The 13,495-nt window shown below is 70.4% G+C and carries 17 protein-coding genes; 11 read left to right on the top strand and 6 right to left on the bottom strand.

From position 1 onward, the window contains the following. The first annotated feature begins 38 nt into the window (after positions 1–38). Genes HHL11_RS26020 through HHL11_RS26000 form a run of 5 tightly spaced genes read left to right on the top strand, consistent with a single transcriptional unit; the run spans position 39 to position 5,051 of the window. Positions 39–974 carry a dihydrodipicolinate synthase family protein gene (locus HHL11_RS26020; protein ID WP_169421515.1) on the top strand — a complete coding sequence of 312 codons (936 nt, stop codon included), beginning with the start codon at positions 39–41 and terminating at the stop codon, positions 972–974. Between the two features lie 5 nt (positions 975–979). Beyond that, positions 980–2,167: a mandelate racemase/muconate lactonizing enzyme family protein gene (locus tag HHL11_RS26015; protein WP_169421514.1), complete on the top strand. Its 1,188-nt coding sequence runs from the start codon at positions 980–982 to the stop codon at positions 2,165–2,167. Further along, entirely contained in the window at positions 2,164–3,066 is a 903-nt protein-coding gene (locus HHL11_RS26010; protein WP_169421513.1) for a 2-dehydro-3-deoxygalactonokinase, read from the top strand. Before HHL11_RS26015 ends, HHL11_RS26010 begins: the two co-directional genes overlap by 4 nt. A 27-nt stretch (positions 3,067–3,093) precedes the next feature. Further along, on the top strand, positions 3,094–4,077 hold the full coding sequence (locus tag HHL11_RS26005; RefSeq protein ID WP_169421512.1) for a Bug family tripartite tricarboxylate transporter substrate binding protein: 984 nt from the start codon (positions 3,094–3,096) through the stop codon (positions 4,075–4,077). A gap of 8 nt (positions 4,078–4,085) precedes the next feature. After that, positions 4,086–5,051, top strand: a complete 966-nt coding sequence (locus tag HHL11_RS26000; protein WP_169421511.1) for a Bug family tripartite tricarboxylate transporter substrate binding protein — start codon at positions 4,086–4,088, stop codon at positions 5,049–5,051. On the opposite strand, the gene rbsK is transcribed toward HHL11_RS26000, so the two are convergent. After that, positions 5,038–5,937: a ribokinase gene (gene rbsK, locus HHL11_RS25995; RefSeq protein WP_169421510.1), complete on the bottom strand. Its 900-nt coding sequence runs from the start codon at positions 5,935–5,937 to the stop codon at positions 5,038–5,040. The genes HHL11_RS26000 and rbsK overlap by 14 nt on opposite strands. After that, positions 5,937–6,404 carry a DUF3237 domain-containing protein gene (locus tag HHL11_RS25990; protein ID WP_169421509.1) on the bottom strand — a complete coding sequence of 156 codons (468 nt, stop codon included), beginning with the start codon at positions 6,402–6,404 and terminating at the stop codon, positions 5,937–5,939. The genes rbsK and HHL11_RS25990 overlap by 1 nt, the downstream gene beginning before the upstream one ends. A 128-nt stretch (positions 6,405–6,532) precedes the next feature. Between HHL11_RS25990 and HHL11_RS25985 the strand changes: the two genes are divergently transcribed. Next, on the top strand, positions 6,533–6,763 hold the full coding sequence (locus HHL11_RS25985; protein ID WP_169421508.1) for a hypothetical protein: 231 nt from the start codon (positions 6,533–6,535) through the stop codon (positions 6,761–6,763). Here HHL11_RS25985 and HHL11_RS25980 read toward each other — a convergent pair. Next, the gene (locus tag HHL11_RS25980) at positions 6,760–8,301 is read right to left on the bottom strand and encodes a methyl-accepting chemotaxis protein (protein ID WP_169421507.1); all 1,542 of its coding nucleotides are present in this window, start codon (positions 8,299–8,301) and stop codon (positions 6,760–6,762) included. The genes HHL11_RS25985 and HHL11_RS25980 overlap by 4 nt on opposite strands. A gap of 117 nt (positions 8,302–8,418) precedes the next feature. Between HHL11_RS25980 and HHL11_RS25975 the strand changes: the two genes are divergently transcribed. From HHL11_RS25975 to HHL11_RS25960, 4 genes are read left to right on the top strand one after another with little or no spacing between them, the layout of a single operon-like run. After that, on the top strand, positions 8,419–8,706 hold the full coding sequence (locus HHL11_RS25975) for a helix-turn-helix domain-containing protein (protein WP_169421506.1): 288 nt from the start codon (positions 8,419–8,421) through the stop codon (positions 8,704–8,706). A 6-nt stretch (positions 8,707–8,712) separates the two neighbouring features. Continuing rightward, positions 8,713–9,318, top strand: coding sequence for a nitrile hydratase subunit alpha (nthA, locus tag HHL11_RS25970; RefSeq protein WP_169421505.1), 606 nt, complete (start codon positions 8,713–8,715; stop codon positions 9,316–9,318). Then, positions 9,315–9,974, top strand: coding sequence for a nitrile hydratase subunit beta (nthB, locus tag HHL11_RS25965; RefSeq protein ID WP_169421504.1), 660 nt, complete (start codon positions 9,315–9,317; stop codon positions 9,972–9,974). Before nthA ends, nthB begins: the two co-directional genes overlap by 4 nt. After that, positions 9,971–10,327 carry a nitrile hydratase accessory protein gene (locus HHL11_RS25960; RefSeq protein ID WP_169421503.1) on the top strand — a complete coding sequence of 119 codons (357 nt, stop codon included), beginning with the start codon at positions 9,971–9,973 and terminating at the stop codon, positions 10,325–10,327. The genes nthB and HHL11_RS25960 overlap by 4 nt, the downstream gene beginning before the upstream one ends. A 9-nt stretch (positions 10,328–10,336) precedes the next feature. Here HHL11_RS25960 and HHL11_RS25955 read toward each other — a convergent pair whose 3' ends face one another. Both HHL11_RS25955 and HHL11_RS25950 read right to left on the bottom strand, forming a co-directional pair. After that, complete coding sequence (locus tag HHL11_RS25955) at positions 10,337–11,572, bottom strand: RNA polymerase sigma factor (RefSeq protein ID WP_169422285.1); 1,236 nt, start codon at positions 11,570–11,572, stop codon at positions 10,337–10,339. Beyond that, positions 11,569–11,925 (bottom strand): YciI family protein, encoded by a 357-nt coding sequence (locus HHL11_RS25950; protein WP_169421502.1) that lies wholly within the window; start codon positions 11,923–11,925, stop codon positions 11,569–11,571. Before HHL11_RS25950 ends, HHL11_RS25955 begins: the two co-directional genes overlap by 4 nt. A 143-nt stretch (positions 11,926–12,068) precedes the next feature. Between HHL11_RS25950 and HHL11_RS25945 the strand changes: the two genes are divergently transcribed. Continuing rightward, positions 12,069–12,437: a hypothetical protein gene (locus HHL11_RS25945; protein WP_169421501.1), complete on the top strand. Its 369-nt coding sequence runs from the start codon at positions 12,069–12,071 to the stop codon at positions 12,435–12,437. A gap of 4 nt (positions 12,438–12,441) precedes the next feature. Here HHL11_RS25945 and HHL11_RS25940 read toward each other — a convergent pair whose 3' ends face one another. Next, the gene (locus HHL11_RS25940; protein WP_169421500.1) at positions 12,442–13,410 is read right to left on the bottom strand and encodes a Bug family tripartite tricarboxylate transporter substrate binding protein; all 969 of its coding nucleotides are present in this window, start codon (positions 13,408–13,410) and stop codon (positions 12,442–12,444) included. Between the last annotated feature and the right edge of the window lie 85 nt (positions 13,411–13,495).

Raw genomic sequence — 13,495 nt, 5'->3', positions numbered from 1 at the left:
CAATCGCTCTGTTCCATTCATCGGAACTTCAAGACAGAATGCCCGCATCCTCTTCCGCTCCGCTGACCGGCGTCTTCCCGGTCCTTCCCACGCCGTTCAAGCCCGACGGCAGCCCCGACGTGGCCAGCCTGCGCAACCTCGCGCGCTACCTGCTGGCGGCCGGCGTCGACGGCATCACCTACCCCGGGGTCGCCAGCGAAGTGGGGCAGCTCACGCGCGAGGAAAGGCAGGCCTTGCTGGGGGTGGTGCTGGAAGAAGTGGCCGGCCGCTGCCCCGTCATCGCGGGCGTGTCGCACCCGGACCTGGTGGTCAGCGCCGAACTCGCCGCGGACGCCGCGCGCGCCGGCGCCAGCGCGCTGATGGTGGCCGCGCCCGTCGACCGCAAGGACGTGGAAGGCCAGGTCGCCTATTTCCGCGGCATGGCCGAAGCCGCGGGCAGCACGCCCATCATGTTGCAGAACGTCCCGCCGCCGGCCGGCGCGGGCTTGGACCCCGCGGTGCTGCTGCAGGTGCTGCGTGCCGTGCCGGCGATCCGCTATGTGAAGGAAGAAGCGCTGCCCAGTGGCCAGCGCCTCACCGCATTGCGTGAAGCCAGGCTGCCTTCGCTGCAGGGCGTGTTCGGCGGCGCCGGCGGGCGCTACATCACCGACGAGATCCGGCGCGGCGCGGCCGGCACCATGCCCGCGATCGAACTGGCCGAAGTGCACGTGGCGCTGTGGAGCGCGCACCGCCACGGCGACGCCGACGCGGTGCGCCGCATCTTCACCCGCATGCTCCCCATCCTGAACGTGCAGGCCGTGTTCCGCTGGGCGCTGACCAAGTACGTGCTGCAAAGCCGCGGCCTGATCGCCCACAACGGCCAGCGCGCTGCCGGTCCCAGCCTCGACGGCTTCGACCGCGCCGAGGTCGACAGCTTCCTCGCCGACGTCGCGGACCTGCTGTTGCCGGCCAGCCGGCTGCCGCGCCTGGGCTGAGCCGCATGCGCAGCTTTCCCTGCATCGCCCAGGTCGAGACCTTCATCGTCTCGCTGCCGCGGGCGGTGCCTTACCTCGGCCCGCTCGGCCCCGGCGAGAGCGTCAACGAGCGCGGCTACATCGTGCGCCGCGGCAACCGCAGCATCTACCCGTCCACCGACATGTCGGTGCTGGTGAAGGTGACGGCCGACGACGGCACGGTGGGCTGGGGCGAGACCTACGGCATCATCGCGCCGGACGCCGTCACGGCCATCGTCGACGACGTGCTGGGCCCGCTGCTGCGCGGCCGCGACCCGCGCGACGCGGTGGTGATCCAGGAGGACCTGTACGACCTGATGCGCGTGCGCGGCATGTCCGGCGGCTACTGGGGCGATGCGATCGCCGGCCTCGACATCGCCATCTGGGACCTGTTCGGCAAGCTGGCGGACCAGCCGGTGGTGAAGCTGCTGGGTGGCCAGCGCATGGCGCGCATTCCCGCCTATGTCTCCGGCCTGCCCGGCGCCGACCTGCAGGCGCGGTTGGCGCTGGCGCGCTCCTTCCGCGAGAAGGGCTTCCGCGCCTTCAAGTACGCCGCGGTCGTGTCCTTCGACGGCATCGTCGAAGAGATGCGCACCTTGCGCGAAGGCCTGGGCGACGCCGTCGACCTGATGGTGGACCTGCACTGGAAGTTCACGGCGCAGGAGGCAATCCAGCTGGTCGACCGGCTGGCGGCCTATCGCCCTTATTTCGTCGAAGCGCCCTGCGCGCCGGAAGACACCGAAGGCATGGCGCAGGTAGGCGCGAGCGTGCGCGTGCCGCTGGCCCTGGGCGAGGAATGGCGCACCGTTTACGAAGTGCGCCCGCGGCTGGAGCGGCGTGCGATGGCTATCCTGCAGCCCGAGATGGGCCACACCGGCATCAGCCAGTTCATGCAGATCGCCCGGATGGCGAATGCCTTCCACGTGAACGTGATCCCGCACGCCAGCATCGGCATCGGCATCTACCAGGCGGCCAGCCTGCATGCGGCGGCGGCGCTGCCCAACGTGCCGATGCACGAATACCAGCACTCCGTGTTCGACCGCAACCTGCAGTACGTCAACACCACCATGCGCTGCGCCGACGGCCACTTCGAGTTGCCCGAAGGCCCCGGCATCGGCTGCGAGCCGGCGCAGGAAGTGTGGCAGTACCTGCGCCCCAAGGCGGAGACCCGATGACAGCGTCCCTCATCGCCCTCGACTGGGGCACCTCGAACCTGCGCGCCAAGCTGCTCGATGCGAGCGGCCGCGTGCTGGAAGCGCGCAGCACGCCCGGCGGCGTGATGGCCGTGCGCGACGGCCGCTTCGCCGAAGCGCTGCTCGCGCTCGTGGGCGACTGGCTGCAGCAGCACAACTGCCCGTTGATCGCCAGCGGCATGATCGGCAGCCGCCAGGGCTGGCGCGAGGCGCCCTACCTGCCCTGCCCCGCCAGCCTGGACCAGGCCGCGGCGGCGCTGACCCGCATCGATCTTCCCGGCGGCCACGTACTGACGATCGTTCCGGGCCTGCGCTGCGAGGGCGACGACGGCGTCGCCGACGTGATGCGCGGCGAAGAGACGCAGCTGTGGGGCGCGGGCCTGCCGACCGGCAGTTGCTGCGTGCTGCCCGGCACCCACGCCAAGTGGGCCTGGGTCGGCGAAGGCGGCCGCATCGAAAGCTTCCAGACCTTCATGACCGGCGAGCTGTACGGGCTGCTCACGCAGCACGGCATCCTCGGGCGGCTGATGGAGTTCGGCCACGCCGACCCGCAGGCTTTTCGCGCCGGCGTGCGGCTCGGGCTGGCGGAACACGCGTCGGCGAGCCACGTGATCTTTGCCGCGCGCACCGCGGGCCTCATGGGCACGATCGCGCCGCGCGGCCTGCCGGACTATCTCTCGGGCATCCTGGTCGGCATCGAGATCGCCGGTGCGACCAAGCGCGGCAGGCCGCAGACCGTCACCGTCCTCGGCGACGAAGCACTGGCCGCGCGCTACGAAAGCGCGCTGCAAGTGGCCGGCATCGCCTGCAGGCTCGCGCCCGAAGACGCAACGACGCAAGGGCAATGGCTGGTGGCGCAACGCGCCCGCCTGCTGCGCTGAACAACGACGACAAGCAAGGAGACAAGGATGATGCAGAAGTCCCGCCGCGCCGTGCTGGTCGCGGCCGCGCTCGCCGCCTGCGCCTGCATGGCTGGCGCACAGACGGCGAACTGGCCCGGCAAGCCGATCAAGTTCATCGTACCGGTGCCGCCCGGCGGCGCCGCCGACGCGATGGCGCGGCTGATCGCCGACCACCTCACCGGCAAGCTGGGGCAGGCCGTGGTGGTGGATAACCGCGCCGGCGCCGGCAGCAGCATCGGCATGGACGTCGTGGCGAAAGCAGCGCCCGACGGCTACACCATCGGCCTGGGCAACGTCGCCGCCAACGCGATCAATCCGGCGGTGCGGCCGCAGGGCTATCCCTTCGAACCGGTGAAGGCCTTCGCGCCCATCTCGCTGGTGGGCGTGACGCCGCTGATCCTGGTGGTGAACGCGGAGAAGGTGCCGGCGCGCACCGTGCCGGAGTTCATCTCCTACCTGAAGTCCAGCGGCGGCAAGACCCCTTACGGTTCCTCCGGCGCCGGCTCCTCGCTGCACGTGGGCATGGAGCTGTTCCTGCAGATGACGGGCACCCGCGCGATCCACGTGCCCTACAAGGGCTCCGCGCCGATGGAGACCGACCTGATGGGCGGCCAGGTGCTGGCCTCGATGGATGCCGCGGCCACCTCGTGGCCGCAGGTGCAAGCCGGCAAACTGCGGGCGCTGGGCATCTCCACCAAGGAGCGCGCCTTCTTCGCACCCGACGTGCCGCCGATCGCGGACACGGTGCCCGGCTTCGAGATCAAGCCCTGGCACGGCGTGGTGGCGCCGGCCGGCACGCCGCCGGCCATCGTGAAGCGGCTGTCCGACGAGATCCAGGCCTACCTGCGCACGCCGGCGGCGGAGCAGCGCCTGCGCGACCTGGGCGTGGTGCGGGTCGGCTCCAGCGCGCCCGAGTTCGCGAAGGTGATGGACGACGAGTACGAGTTCTACAAGAAGCTGGTCAAGCAGGCCGGCATCCACGCGGAGTGAGGACGACGATGGACCAACAAAGACGCCAGCTGCTGCTGGGAGCGGTGGCGGGCGCGGCGCTCGCGGCGCAACCCGCGCGCGCCCAGGGGAATTGGCCCGCGCGGCCCATCACCGCCGTCGTGCCCTTCGCGGCGGGCGGCGCCGGCAATGCTTCGCTGCGCATCCTGGCCGAACTGGTCGGCCCGCGCATCGGCCAGACCGTGGTGGTGGAGAACCGCCCCGGCGCCGGAGGCATCCCGGGCACGCGCTACGTGGCCAAGAGCAACGACGACCACATGCTGCTGCTCGGGAGCACCAGCATGACGATCGCGCCGTGGCTGAACAAGGACCTGGGCTACGACATCGCGACCGACCTGCAGCCGGTGAGCATGATCTCTTCGCAGCCGGAAGTGTTCGCGGTGGCGGCCGATTCGCCGATCAAGTCGCTCGACGACTTGATGGAGCGCGCGCGCCGCGGCGAGGTCAATGCCGGCAACAGCGGCATCGGCACGCTGTCGCACCTGACCACCGAGCTGCTCAATCGGCGGCTGAAGACGCGCTTCGTGCCGGTGGCCTACAAGGGCGATGCGGTGCTGATCCCCGACGTGGTGTCGGGCACCGTGGCGCTGGGCGTGTTCAACCTGCCGGTGGCGCAACCGATGATCCAGAGCGGCCGGCTGCGCGCGCTCGCGGTGACGTCCGCCGCGCCCCTGGCCTCCATGCCCAACGTCCCCTTGCTGCGCACGCTGGGCAACGACTTCGTCATCAGCGGCTGGGCCTGCGTGATGGCGGCGCGCAACGTGCCGGCCGCGGGCGTGGAACGCCTGAACGGGCTGCTGCGGCAAGCGCTTGCCGAACCCGGTGTGCGGGACCGCTTCGCCGCCTTGGGCCTGACGCCGGAATCGGGCACGCCGCAGCAGCTGCGCGAGTTCGTGAAGGCGGAGATGGCGCGGTGGGGCGACGTGATCCAGAGCCAGGGGATCAAGACCGAGTAAGGACTTCGGCGCGCGTCGGCATGGAAGCTTGCGCACCGACGCGCGTGACGGCGATGGCCGCCGCGCGGATCGCATGCTCCACGGCGCGGTCCATCGTCGCGCCTTCCACCAGCAAGGCCGCCAGCGCACCGATGAAGGTGTCGCCGGCCGCGGTCGTGTCGACGGCCCGGACCTGAGGCGCCGGGAAGTGACGTGACTTGCCATCTGCGAACCACACCGCGCCCTCGGCGCCCAGCGTGACGATCACATCTCGTGGGCCGCGCGCGGACAACTGCGCCGCAGCCTCCGCGGCATTGCCTGCATGGACATCCGCCAAGCCGCCCAGCAGCTTCGCCTCGATCTCGTTCAGCACCAGGATGTCGACCAGCGGCCACAGCGCTTCCGGCAAGGCCTGCGCCGGCGCGGGATTGAGCAGCACCTGGCAGCCCGCCGCGCGCGCCACCTGCGCGGCGCGCAGCACGGCGGCCATCGGCACTTCCAACTGCAGCAACAGCAACTTCGTCCCTGCCAGCCGCATCGCGTCGGCATCGGCTTCGGCCACCTGTCCATTCGCGCCAGGCACGACCGAGATGCAGTTCTGCGCGCCGTCGTCCACCAGGATCGCAGCGACGCCGGTGCTCACGCCGGGCGTCTCCAGCACACCGGAGGCATCGACGCCCTGCACCGCCAACGCTGAACGCAACTCCGCGCCGAAGGCATCGTCACCCACCCGTCCCACCATCGCGACGCGCGCGCCTTGCCGCGCGCAGGCCACCGCCTGGTTGGCGCCCTTGCCGCCGGGGTTGGTGAGGAAGCTGCGGCCGGTGAGCGTCTCGCCCGCTTCGGGCATGCGCGGCACGCGGACCACCAGGTCCATGTTGAGGCTGCCGAAGACGGCGACGCTCATCACAGCAGCGTGAACACGCGGATCTGCACCCGGTCCGGGTACCGCGCGCCGGTGCCGACGAAGATGCGCTCGTTGATCCAGCCCAGCGCCTGCGACGAAGTCTCGAAGGTCGGCACGCAACGGAAGTAGACCTGCGACGGGTCCACCGGCTCGCCGCGGATCAGCTTGGCGGTGATCTGGGCCGGCGCCGAACGCAGGGCGCGGTTCTGCACGAAGATGCGGTCGCCGCCATCGGTCTCGATCACGTAGCGCGCATCGAGCTGCGCCACGGTGTCGCTTGCGATCAGCTGGAAGTCCGCGCCGCCCGGCAGCACGCGGCCGCGCCAGCCCTCACCCTGCACCTCGCCACCGAGGATCGGAATGACGCGCCGCTGCGCGTTGAAGACGCGGCCCACTTCCTGCGGGCGATCGACCTGCACGGAGAGGTCGGCGAAGAACTGGAGGGAGGGGGTGGCGAGCTGGGTCATCGGGGTACTTCCGGTTGCGCCGCAGTGTAGCGCTGCGGGCCTGTTCCGACGCCACCTGCGGCCGTGCTCCGACGCGGGCGGCGCGCGTCGTTTCCCAGAATCGAGGCATTCACTTCGAGGAACACAACATGAAGACCCCTCTGCTTGCCACCGTCCTGCTGGCCTCGCTCGCCTTCGCGGCGCCCGGCGCTTACGCCAAGGGCTGCATCAAGGGCGCCGCCGTCGGCGGCGTCGCCGGCCACTTCGTCCACCACCACGGCCTGCTGGGCGCCACCGCCGGCTGCCTGATCGGCCGCCACCACGCCAACAAGGAAGAGCGCGTGGCGCACAACGAGCGCCACACCGTCGCTTCGCGCTAGTCCTTGTAGATGCCGCAGGCGATGACCACGTCGCCTGCGCGCTGCACGAACGAGGACTTGGTGAGGATCTCGTTCGTCACCGGGTGCGCCCACTTGTAGTCGACCCAGCCGCCTTCGGCCTTGCTGCAGGCGAGGCGCACCATGTCCTGCACGAAGGCCTTGCCGTCCACGTCCTTGCTCTGGCGGCCCAGGCCCAGCACGCGCGGGTTGTTGCCGTGCGCGACGAAGTTCTGGTCGTCGACGCGGATCAGCATCAGGTAGAGGTCGCGGTCGACGAAGCGGCCCTGGCCCAGCAGGTTCACGTCGTCCACCAGCGCCTGCTGGCCCTGGCTGCGCAGGTGCTCGTGGCCGCCGCGAACCAGGTCCATCGCTTCCTGTGCGTTGCCGTGCTCACGCGCGCCCAGGTCGAAGACGGCCACCGATTTCAAGAGCGCCACGCCCTGCTCGTTCAAAGTCACCGCGGTGCGCGCGGCCAGCTTCACCAGCGTGGCGTTGGCCTGCGTGGCATGGTCGATCTTCGCCACCGACTCGTTGACGCTGGCGAGGCCTTCGCTCTGCTCGCGGCTGCCGGCGCTGATCTGGCCGATGCGCCCCGCCACCTGCTGCACCGAGGCGACGATTTCGTCCATGGCCTTGCCTGCCTTGTCGACCAGCACGCCGCCGGCGTCGACCTGGGCCACCGAAGCGTCGATCAACGCCTTTACCTCCCTGGCGGCCGCGGCGCTGCGCTGCGCCAGGCTGCGCACTTCGCTCGCCACCACCGCGAAGCCGCGGCCCTGCTCGCCGGCGCGGGCCGCTTCCACCGCGGCGTTCAGCGCCAGGATGTTGGTCTGGAAGGCGATGCCGTCGATGACCGCGATGATGTCGACGATGCTGCGCGAGCCGTCTCGGATGGAGCCCATGGTCCGGACCACTTCCTGCATCACGGCGCCGCCTTCGGCCGCGCGCACGCTGGCGGAAGCCACCAGCGCATCGGCCTGCTGCGCGCTTTCGGCGTTGTGGTGCACGGCGGCCGCCAGCTGCTCGATCGAAGCCGCGGTCGCCTGCAGGAAGGTCGATTGGGCGTCCGTGCGTTGCGCCAGCGCATCGTTGTCGCGGTTGATCTGCGAGGAAGTGGAGGCGACGCTGGTGGTGCCGGTGCGCACCTGGCTCACCACGCCGAACAGGCGCTCGTGCACCTCGCGCAGCGCCGCCAGCAGCGGGCGGAACTCGCCCGCGCCCTGCACGGCGACCTCGCCGGTCAGGTCGCCGGCGCCGAGGCGGCGCGCGGCGGCCAGCGCATGGTCCAGCGGACGCGCGAACCGCAGCCACAGCCAGGCCGCGATCGCGGCACACCAGGCCAGCGCAACGAGGGCCAGCACCCCGATGGTGGGCAGGGCGGCCTCCGCAGGCAGCAGCCAGGCCGCCAGGACGATGGCAAAAAGCAACGCGCCGAGGCCACCCAGCGCAAAAGCAAGCCGCAATCGCAGGGAGGCGCGAGGCGCAATCCGCGGCGAGTTCGATTCGGGAAAAGGCAAGGCTGGCAGCGTGGCGGCCATGGGATGTTCTCCTCCTTGGTTCCGCTTCACGGAACGCGACGTCTTCCTCGCGGCCGATTCTGGTCAGCAGTTGCCCGGGTGTCAAACCGAATACTTTGCACTACAAACGGCACCCATATGCAAAACCCAACCTACCTTCCCGGCCAGGAGCAGCGCCAGTTCGTGACGGCGCTGGCGCGCGGGCTTGCCCTGCTGGCGGCCTTCCGCACCGGCGAGCGCGTGCTCGGCAACCTGGAGCTGGCACGCCGCACGCAGCTGCCCAAGTCCACCGTCTCGCGCCTCACGTTCACGCTCACCTGCCTGGGCTACCTGGAACAGGCGGACGACGGGCGCGGCCATGCGGGCTATCGCCTCGGCGCGCGCGTGGCCGAACTCGGGAGCCCGCTCGCGGCCGGAGGTGAATAATGGGGCATGCACGACCACGAGCATGAGGACCACAGCGACCTGGACCCGATGGACTTGCGGGTGCGGGCGCTGCAGACGATCCTGGCGCAGAAGGGCTACATCGACCCGGGCGCACTGGATCTCCTGATCGACACTTACCAGACACGCATCGGCCCGCGCAACGGCGCACGCGTGGTGGCGCGCGCCTGGTCCGACCCGCAGTTCCACGACTGGCTGCTGCGCGACGCCAGCGCCGCCATCGCATCGCTGGGCTACGAAGGCCGGCAAGGCGAACACATGGTGGTCGTGGAGAACACCGACGAAGTGCACAACATGGTGGTGTGCACCCTGTGCAGCTGCTATCCGTGGCCGGTGCTGGGCCTGCCGCCCACCTGGTACAAGAGCGCGCCCTATCGCTCGCGCGCGGTGCGCGACCCGCGTGGCGTGCTCGCCGATTTCGGCGTGACCTTGCCGGTTGACAAGCAGGTCCGCGTCTGGGATTCGACCGCCGAAGTGCGCTACCTCGTCCTGCCGCAGCGGCCGCCTGGCAGCGAACGCCTGGATGAAATACAGCTGGCCGCGCTGGTGACGCGCGACAGCATGATCGGCACCGGCCTGCCGCTGCAGCCATGACTTACCGATCGCACGCCGATCTGGGCGGCCAGCCCGGACACGGGCCCGTGCGGCCCGAAGCCGAAGGCGAGCTGTGGCACGCCAGCTGGGAGCCGCAGGCGCTGGCGCTCACGCTGGCCATGGGCGCCACCGGCAGCTGGAACCTGGACATGAGCCGCGCCGCCCGCGAGACCTTGCCGGACTACGCGCAGCGCAGCTACTACGCGATCTGGATCGCGGCCCTGGAAAAGCTGATGGAGGAGCGCGGCCAGCTCACCCCCGCCGAGATCGAGGCGGGCCGCATGCTGCATGCGCCGGCGAGCGTCAAGCGTGTGCTGCACGCGGGCGAGGTCGGCGCAGCGCTCGCCCGCGGCTCGCCGACCTTGCGTGCGTGCCCCGAGAAGCCGCTGTTCGCCATCGGCCAACGGGTGCGCACCCGCGCCGAAGCCGTCCCGCATCACACGCGGCTCCCCGGCTACGTGCACGGCAAGTGCGGCGTCGTCGAGCGTCTGCACGGCTGCCATGTCTTCCCCGACGCCCACGCGCAAGGCCTGGGTGAACGGCCCGAGGCCTTGTACACGGTGGTGTTCGAGGGCGAGGAACTGTGGGGCGCGGATGCGGCGCCGGGCCTGCGCGTCTCGGTCGATGCCTGGCAGTCCTACCTGGAGGCCGCATGAAGCTCCCGCCGCTGCCGCACCTGCCGCAGGACGCGGACGGGCCGGTGTTCGCCGCGCCCTGGCAGGCCCAAGCCTTCGCGATGGCGCTGTCGCTGCACGAACGCGGGCTGTTCACTTGGCCGGAATGGGCGGAAGCGCTGGCGAAGCGGATCGCGCGGGCGCAGGCGGCCGGCGATGCGGACCTTGGCGACACCTATTACGTGCACTGGCTGGGCGCACTGGAAGACATCGTGGCGGCGAAGTCGGTGACGTCGCAGGAGGAACTGGCACGCTACCAGCATGGCTGGGAGCATGCGGCGGAGCGCACGCCGCACGGGCAGCCGATCGAGCTCACCCCGGACGATCTCCACTAAGTTTCCCGCTTACGAATTCACCGCGGCCAGCCTGGTTTGCAGGAAAGCCCGCACCGCCGGATCCGGCTCCAGGCCGATCGCGCGCTCATACGCCTTGCTGGCCTCCTGCCCGCGCCCGGCACGAGCCAACAAATCCGCCCGTGCCGCCCAATACGGCTGGTAATCAGCAAGACGCTGCACCTCGGTAATCGCCTCCAGCGCCTGCAAGCCCGCTACCGCATCCTGCGCATGCGACAGCGCCACCGCGCGATTGAGCGCTGCCAGCGGCGAGCCCGTCATCCGCTCCAGCGCCGCATAGAGTTCGACGATGGCGTCCCAGTCCGGGGCGAGCCCATGCCGCCGCAGCGCATGCGCCGACTGCAGCGCCGCTTCGAGCTGGTAGCGCCCCGGCGACTGCAGCTCGCTCGCGCGCAGCAGCAGGGCCTCCGCCTCCTCGATCATCGGCAGGTCCCAGCGCGCCACGTCCTGCTGCGCCAGCGGCACGTAGGCGCCCGCAGGACCGCGGCGCGCGTGCCGGCGCGCGTGCGCGTGCAGCATCAGCGCCAGCAGGCCCAGCACCTCGGCTTCTTCGGGCAGCAGGCTGGCGAGCAAGCGCACCAGCCACAGCGCTTCTTCCGCCAGGTTGCGACGCCGCGGGTCGGTGCCCTCGGCGTCGCTCCAGCCTTCTGCGTACGCCGCGTAGACGGCGGCCAGCACCGAGTCGAGCCGCTCGGGCCAGTGCGAGCGCGGCGGCACTTCGAAGGCGATGCGCGCCTCGCGGATCTTGGCCTTGGCGCGCACCAGCCGCTGGCCCATCGCGGCCGGCGCCACCAGGAAGGCCGAACCGATCGCGGCCGCGTCGAAGCCCAGCACCGCCTGCAGCATCAGCGGCGCCCGCACGTTGGCCGGCAGCGCCGGGTGCGCGCACACCAGCAGCAGGCGCAGGCGATCGTCCGGGATGCCGCCGTCCTCCGGCGGCTCCGCCAGTTCGTCCAGCAGTTGCAGGTGCTCCGAAGCCGATTCGGCACGGAAGCGCCCGCGCACCGCATCCACCTGGCGCCGGCGCGCCACCGTCAGCAGCCAGGCTTCGGGATTGGCCGGCACGCCGGTGCGCGGCCAGTCGGTGAGCGCGCTGGCGAAGGCTTCCGCCAGCGCGTCCTCCGCGCCCGCGACGTCGCGCGTGCGGGCGGCCAGGAAGGCCACCAGCTTGCCGTAGCTGCGGCGCGCCGCAGCCTCCGCGGCGTCGGTGGCAAGCGTCACGCTCAGTACTCGTTCATCGGCCAGATCGGACGCACTTCGACCGTCCCGTACGCCGAAGCCGGGCAGCGCGCGGCCCACGACAGCGCCGTGTCCAGGTCGGGCACGTCGATCAGGTAGTAGCCGCCCAACTCTTCGCGCGTCTCGATGAAAGGGCCGTTCTGGACGTCGGTCTTGCCGTCACGCATGCGCACGGACGTCGACATGGCGCCCGGCCGCAGGCGGTTGGAGGACAGCAGCACGCCGGCTTCACGCGCGGCGTTGGTATAGGCCCGATAGGCGGCCAGCGCGGCGGCCTGGGTGTCCTTGGGCAGGGCCTTCATGCCTTCGGGGTCGGCGTGCAGCAGCAGAAGATATTCCATGTTTGACTCCTGGGATGGCGCCACACCGTGTGGCGCCTGGACAATGTCGTCCGGCCGGTTCCCATTTCGACATCGACATTGTTTGCCATTCGCGAACGTGGGCCATACACTGGACTTCCAGAGTACTGCTGACGGAGGGGTCCATGTCAGCCAGCCAATTGCCGGCCGTGCAGGCGACGGCCTTGCAAGCCGTTGCTCGCCTGCAGCTCTACGAGGAACACTTGCGCCAGCTGGTGGGGAGCTGGCTGGACATGGAGTTGTACCAGTCCGTCAGCGCCGAGGTCGACAACATCCGGGCGTCCTGCGCCATCCTGCCCGGCCTGGCCATCCCCATCGCGGCGCTGGTGGTCAGCCACGCGGACCTGGTGCACTGCCTGTGGCGCAATTCCCAGCCTGGCAGCAGCGCCGGAATCGCCGAGTGCGACACCGAGCTGCAGGAACACCTGGGCAACATCCACTCGCTCTCGCGCAAGTGCCTGCGCGCGGCCGGCCGCCCGGACCGCGCACAATAGCAATTCACTCGGCCTTGGCGCCGGAGAACTGCACGATCTTCGCCCACTTCTCCGTTTCGGCGCGGTGCAGCGCCCAGAACTCTTCCGGCGTCCCCGGGATCGGCACGCCGCCCAGTTCGGCCAGCTTGGCCTTCATCTGCGGGTCGGCCAGCGCCGCATTGAACTCGCGATTGAGCCGCGCGATCGCCGCCGGCGGCGTGCCCTTGGGCGCGGCGGCGCCGAACCAGGCGCTGGCTTCGTAACCGGGCACGATCTCGCCGATCGCCGGCACGTCGGGCAGCGCCGGCGAGCGCTGCGCGCTGGTCACGCCCAGCGCGCGCACGGTGCCCGCCTTGATGTGGGTCATCATCGAAGGCATGTTGTCGAAGATCACGTCGACCTGGCCGCTGATCAGGTCCACCGTGGCCGGGCCCGCGCCCTTGTACGGCACGTGCTTCATCTGGATGCCGGTCATGTACTTGAACAGCTCGCCCGAGAGGTGCACCGAGGTGCCGGAGCCGGACGATGCCATGTTGACCTTGTCCGGGTTCTTCTTCGCGTACTCGATGAACTCCGGCACCGTCTTCGCCGGGAAGTTCTTCGTCACCGTCATCACGTTCGGCACGCGCACGATGCCGGCCACCGGCGCCAGGTCGTCCAGGAAGTTGAAGTTCAGCTTGGGATAAAGCGTGGCGTTGATCGCGTTGGCCGGGTTCACCAGGAAGATCGTGTAGCCGTCGGCCGGCGCGCGCACCGCCATCTCGGTGCCGATGTTGTTGCCGCCGCCGGGCCGGTTCTCGATGACCACCGGCTGGCCGAGGCGCGTGGACAGCCACTGGCCCATGAGGCGCGCAAGCAGGTCGGTGGTTCCCCCCGGCGGGTAGCCGACGATCCAGCGGATCGGCTTCGTCGGGTAATCGCCGTCGGCCGCGCTGGCGGCGAGGGCGGTGCAAGCGAGGACGAGGGCAGCAAACAGTCTCTGCAGCAAGCGCATCGGGCTCTCCTGGTTGGAAGCGGCCCACGATAGCGGCTGCCCCGCGCCCGTCAATCCGGGTTGGCACGCTAACGCCAGGAAGAGC

Origin of the sequence: Ramlibacter agri (assembly GCF_012927085.1) — a bacterium.
GTDB lineage: Bacteria > Pseudomonadota > Gammaproteobacteria > Burkholderiales > Burkholderiaceae_C > Ramlibacter > Ramlibacter agri.
Note: the sequence above shows the minus strand (reverse complement) of the source record. Positions and strands in the feature narration are given on the sequence as shown.